Annotated in this window: 1 protein-coding gene; it reads left to right on the forward strand. The window is 53.7% G+C overall.

From position 1 onward, the window contains the following. Positions 1–424: tyrosine-type recombinase/integrase (locus HMPREF1627_RS09930; RefSeq protein WP_158705779.1), on the forward strand; the 424-nt coding region annotated here is incomplete at its 5' end. Between the last annotated feature and the right edge of the window lie 125 nt (positions 425–549).

Genomic DNA, 549 nt, shown 5'->3' on the forward strand with positions numbered 1-549 from the left:
TAAGACTGAGGACGGGGTGCGCACGTTATCGCTTACTGATGAAGCGCTCGCGGTGATTGAAGACGCGTTAAGTAAAACCCTACTTAAAGGTAAGGATGATTTAGTGTTCCCGTCCTCGCAAAACCCCCGTAAACATATAGGCGAATCAACCATGCAGATTAACCTTAGGCGGGCTATGAAAAGGCTAGGGCTAGAAACCGCGTCGCCCTACGACCTAAGGCACACGGGGGCGACGTTAGCCGCGAGTGTGCCCGGTGTGAGTGTGCGAGACATTCAACACCTGTTAGGACACTCAACCCCGAACATGAGTTTGACTTATATGCACGCCACCCAGCAGGCACAACAACGCCTAGCCGAAGGGGTTAGCGACGCTATCTTCGGCCCGTCCAACGTCATTGAACTACCGACCGGAACCGAAGAGTAAATACGAACGCGACGCGGCGTGTGAAACCGGTCACACGGTTAGCGGTGGCTCATGTGTCCAGTACGCTCGTGTACGCCCCCGTAAAGGTCATGTACACCTGAGCGTGTTTAAGTTATCCACAGGTT

It is taken from the genome of Actinomyces sp. S6-Spd3, assembly GCF_000758755.1.
GTDB lineage: Bacteria > Actinomycetota > Actinomycetes > Actinomycetales > Actinomycetaceae > Pauljensenia.